Source organism: Megamonas sp. (assembly GCF_986095205.1).
In genome coordinates, this window is sequence record NZ_CFQVBI010000004.1 from 1 (window position 1) to 4432 (window position 4432).

Here is a 4432-nt window from a genome sequence, read left to right on the forward strand (position 1 = left end):
ATTTTATAAAAGAGTTAAAATCTTATATAAAATATTATAATACAAAACGGATAAAGATAAAACTAAAAGGACTTAGTCCCGTAGAGTCCCATAGAATACAGAACTAAGTCTCAATTAGTAGCTTAATTAATATGTCCAATATTTTGGGTGCATATCATTTAAGTAGTAAGTCTTTTTATTTTTATAAATCGAGATTTCTAACTAGATTTGCATGTTCTTCAATAAAACGACGACGAGGTTCTACTTTATCACCCATCAAGATAGTAAAAATAGAATCTGCTTCTTCTGCTTCACGAAGATGTACTTGCAATACTGTACGTTTTTCAGGGTCCATAGTTGTTTCCCACAACTGTTCTGGGTTCATTTCCCCTAAACCTTTATAACGCTGTACTGTGATACCATCTCTACCGATTTCATCTAATTTTTGCGCTAATTCTTCATCGCTATAAGTATACCAATGGCTACGACCTTTTCTTATCTGATAAAGTGGTGGTTGCGCAATATATACATGACCATTTTCAATTAATGGTCTCATATAACGATAGAAGAAAGTCAATAACAATGTACGAATATGAGCACCATCGACATCGGCATCTGTCATGATGATAATTTTTCCATAACGACGTTTTGTAATATCAAATTCAGAACCAATACCACTGCCAAATGCAGTAATCATAGTGCGAATTTCTTCATTGTTAAGGATTTTATCCAAACGTGCTTTTTCTACATTTAAAATTTTCCCACGAAGTGGCAATATAGCTTGGAAACGACGGTCACGACCTTGTTTTGCACTACCGCCCGCACTATCACCTTCGACAAGATAAATTTCTGCTTGTTCTGGGTCTTTTACAGAGCAATCAGCTAATTTACCAGGAAGAGAGCTAACTTCTAAGGCATTTTTACGTCTAGTTAATTCACGAGCTTTACGCGCAGCTTCTCTAGCACGAGATGCCATGATGGATTTTTCAATGATTTTTTTAGAAATAACAGGATTTTCTTCAAAGTATTCAGATAAGCCTTCGCTAACAATAGAATCTACAATTCCACGAACTTCAGAATTACCTAATTTTGTTTTTGTCTGTCCTTCAAACTGTGGTTCACGAAGTTTAATGCTGATTACACAAGTTAAACCTTCGCGAATATCTTCACCCACTAAGTTATCTTCGTTATTTTTGATAATACCTTGTCTGCGTGCAAAATCATTAGCAGCACGAGTCAAAGCACTTTTAAAACCAGCTAAATGAGTACCGCCTTCTTCAGTATTGATATTGTTAACAAAGCTATAAATATTTTCACTATAGCTTGTATTATACTGAAGTGCGATTTCTACAACAGTAGTATCTTTTGTGCCATTGAAATATACAGGCTCTGGATTGATTACTTCTTTATTGCGATTTAAATGTTCTACAAAGGAACTAATACCGCCTTCAAAATAGAAAGTTTCTTGACGAACTTCTTCAGGACGTTCATCAGTCAAAATAATAGTAATACCTCTATTTAAGAAGGATAATTCGCGCAAACGATGTCTTAAAGTATCATAATCATAAACAGTTTCATCAAAAATTTCTGCATCTGGTACAAAATGTACGTATGTTCCCGTTTCAGCCGTTTCGCCAATGACATGCAGCGGTTCTTTCGTCACGCCTTTTTCAAACGAAATCTCATACACTTTACCGTCACGTTTAACTTTTACGTCCATGCTGGTGCTGAGCGCATTTACAACAGATACACCCACACCATGTAAACCACCGGATACTTTATATCCAGAACCACCAAATTTACCACCAGCATGAAGTACAGTAAGAACTACTTCTACAGCTGGTTTTCCACTTTCGTGCATATCTACAGGAATACCACGACCGTTATCTGTTACTGTAATGCTATTATCTTTATGAATTGTTACTTCTATATGAGTACAATATCCTGCTAAAGCTTCATCAATACTGTTATCTACAACTTCATATACTAAATGATGCAGACCGCGAGCCGACGTACTGCCGATGTACATGCCCGGACGTTTGCGCACAGCTTCCAGTCCTTCCAAAATCTGAATTTGATTAGCACCGTAATCGCCTTCTACAGCAGTAACCTGAGCGCTTTCTTCATCTAAATGAATTTTTACCGTTTCTTCCGTATTTGTATCTATTTCATTTTGCATTTTTTCATTAAAATCAGCCATTTTCGTCCTCCTTTTCATTATTATATTTTATCATTTATACATGTAGTAAGCAAATATCTCGTCTTGATATTCCTGCCTTCGCAATGTTTTTATCAAATTAAAAACTCCTTGCAGAACAAAAAACAGTCGTTACGGATAAAAATAATTTTTTCTTCTCACATTTATCATTTCAGAAAAAAACTTTATTTTTATGTGTTTTTATAGATGACAAATGTATTTTTATATGATATTATATATCACTATATTGCACTTGTATTTTTATTTTAGTTTAGGAGGACTTATTCAATGGACTTTTATTCTCTAATTCAAACAATCGATACTTTTATCTGGGGACCGCCCCTAATTATACTGCTGGTCGGTACCGGTATCTTCTTAACATGTCGATTGCGTCTCATTCAAGTATTCAAATTACCGCTTGCTATGAAGTTAATATTAACGGCTAAAAATAAAGGTTCGGGAGATATCAGCAGTTTCAAGGCATTATGTCTTGCCATGTCGGCAACTATCGGTACAGGTAATATCGTCGGTGTTGCTACGGCTATAGCAGTCGGCGGCCCCGGTGCAATATTCTGGATGTGGGTTTCAGCCTTTTTCGGTATGGCTACCAAATATGCCGAAGGCTTGCTTGCCATAAAGTTCCGTTCCAAAGATGAAATCGGTCAAGTTGCCGGCGGTCCTATGTACTACATCGAACTCGGTCTTGGTAAAAAATTCCGTCCGCTTGCTATTTTATTTGCTGTTTTTACTATCCTCGTTGCCTTTTTCGGTATTGGTACATTCGCTCAGGTAAATGCTATTGTTGACAGTATGAAAATTTCCTTCGGTGTACCTATATACATAACCGACATTATCCTTACTCTTTTGGTAGGTATCATTATCTTCGGCGGACTGAAAAGTATTGCCCGCGCTGCTACGGCAATCGTTCCATTCATGGCTGTATTGTATTTTGTCACCTGCTTCAGTATCCTCATTCTCCACATTACGGAAATTCCTGCTGCCATCATGCTGATTATCGACAGCGCATTCAACGGTCATGCCGCACTTGGAGGTTTTGCTGGTTCTACGATGATGATGGCTATGCAAAACGGTATCGCCCGTGGCGTATTCTGCAATGAATCCGGCCTCGGTTCAGCTCCAATTGCCGCTGCCGCCGCAAAAACAAACTGGCCGGCGGAACAGGGTCTTATTTCCATGACTGGTACATTTATTGACACACTATTCATCTGTACCATGACAGGTACGACTCTCATCCTTACAGGCGAGTGGGCAGGAACTCATGCTGGTGCAGCTATGACGAATGCCGCTTTCAGCTATGACTACGGCTCTATCGGCGGTATCATTTTGACTGTTTCCCTTATTTTATTCGCCTTTACTACAATTCTTGGCTGGAATTATTACGGTGAACGCGCCTGCCAGTATCTGTTCGGCATTAAAGGCATTGTACCGTATCGTATTATTTTCACCATTCTTGTTGCTTCCGGTGCTTATCTGGAACTTCAGTCCATCTGGGTTCTTGCCGACATCGTAAACGGCCTGATGGCAATTCCGAACCTTATCGCGCTTCTCGGTCTTTCAGGCGTAATTGTGGCTGAAACAAGAAAATATTTCGAACACCTAAAAAACAATCAACTTTAATATAAAAAAGCCCCAGAGAAATATATCTTCTCTAGGGCTTTAATTTTATATCATTTGATTATCTGCAAAATTTCTTTTGGTGAATTTGCCACAAAATCCGGTTCCCTTTCCAAAAGTTCTTTTTCCGTGCCGTAGCCGTACGTAACGGCTAAACTTTTCAAACCGAAATGCTTTGCACCGGCTATATCGAATTTCGTATCGCCAATCATCAGTACTTCCTGTGGATTTTTTATCTCATTCGTTTTCAATACGTAATCCAGTACCTGAATTTTTGTTATGCGGCTGCCGTCCGTAAATGAGCCGCCGATAAAATCGAAATATTTTTCCAAATCATGCTGAGCTAAAATATTATGAGCGAATTTTTCCGGCTTTGATGTTGCCACCATGAGAAATTTGCCCTGTTCTTTTAATTTTTGCAGTACTCCGTCCATTCCTTCATACATTTCATTTTCTAAAATACCTTTTGTTTCATAGTATTCACGAAAAAATTTGACTGCCTCCGTGCTTTTTTCTGCCGAAAAACCGTAACAGTCATTGACATACTCCCCATGCCTAAATGCAGGGGATTCTTGGATACAAACGATACTTGCCTACTAAAATAGCAGGTCTTACTATATC

The 4432-nt window shown here is 38.2% G+C and carries 4 protein-coding genes; 2 read left to right on the plus strand and 2 right to left on the minus strand.

What is annotated here, in order from left to right; translation table 11 throughout:
• Positions 1-107, plus strand: a 107-nt coding sequence (locus AC5LAX_RS00840) for an IS3 family transposase (protein WP_493263614.1), incomplete at its 5' end; no start/stop codon positions are given.
• A gap of 74 nt (positions 108-181) precedes the next feature.
• On the opposite strand, the gene gyrB is transcribed toward AC5LAX_RS00840, so the two are convergent.
• Positions 182-2158, minus strand: coding sequence for a DNA topoisomerase (ATP-hydrolyzing) subunit B (gyrB, locus tag AC5LAX_RS00845; RefSeq protein ID WP_374937650.1), 1977 nt, complete (start codon positions 2156-2158; stop codon positions 182-184).
• A 306-nt stretch (positions 2159-2464) separates the two neighbouring features.
• Between gyrB and AC5LAX_RS00850 the strand changes: the two genes are divergently transcribed.
• Positions 2465-3814, plus strand: a complete 1350-nt coding sequence (locus tag AC5LAX_RS00850; RefSeq protein ID WP_115150811.1) for an alanine/glycine:cation symporter family protein — start codon at positions 2465-2467, stop codon at positions 3812-3814.
• 50 nt (positions 3815-3864) lie between these two features.
• On the opposite strand, the gene AC5LAX_RS00855 is transcribed toward AC5LAX_RS00850, so the two are convergent.
• A complete protein-coding gene (locus AC5LAX_RS00855) occupies positions 3865-4398 on the minus strand; it encodes an HAD hydrolase-like protein (RefSeq protein ID WP_493263615.1) in 534 nt (177 codons plus the stop codon).
• Positions 4399-4432 lie beyond the last annotated feature (34 nt).

Coding starts and splice junctions, on each gene's coding strand:
- AC5LAX_RS00850 (WP_115150811.1), top strand. CDS start 2,465: ATGGACTTTTATTCTCTAATTCAAACAATCGATACTTTTATCTGGGGA.
- gyrB (WP_374937650.1), bottom strand. CDS start 2,158: ATGCAAAATGAAATAGATACAAATACGGAAGAAACGGTAAAAATTCAT.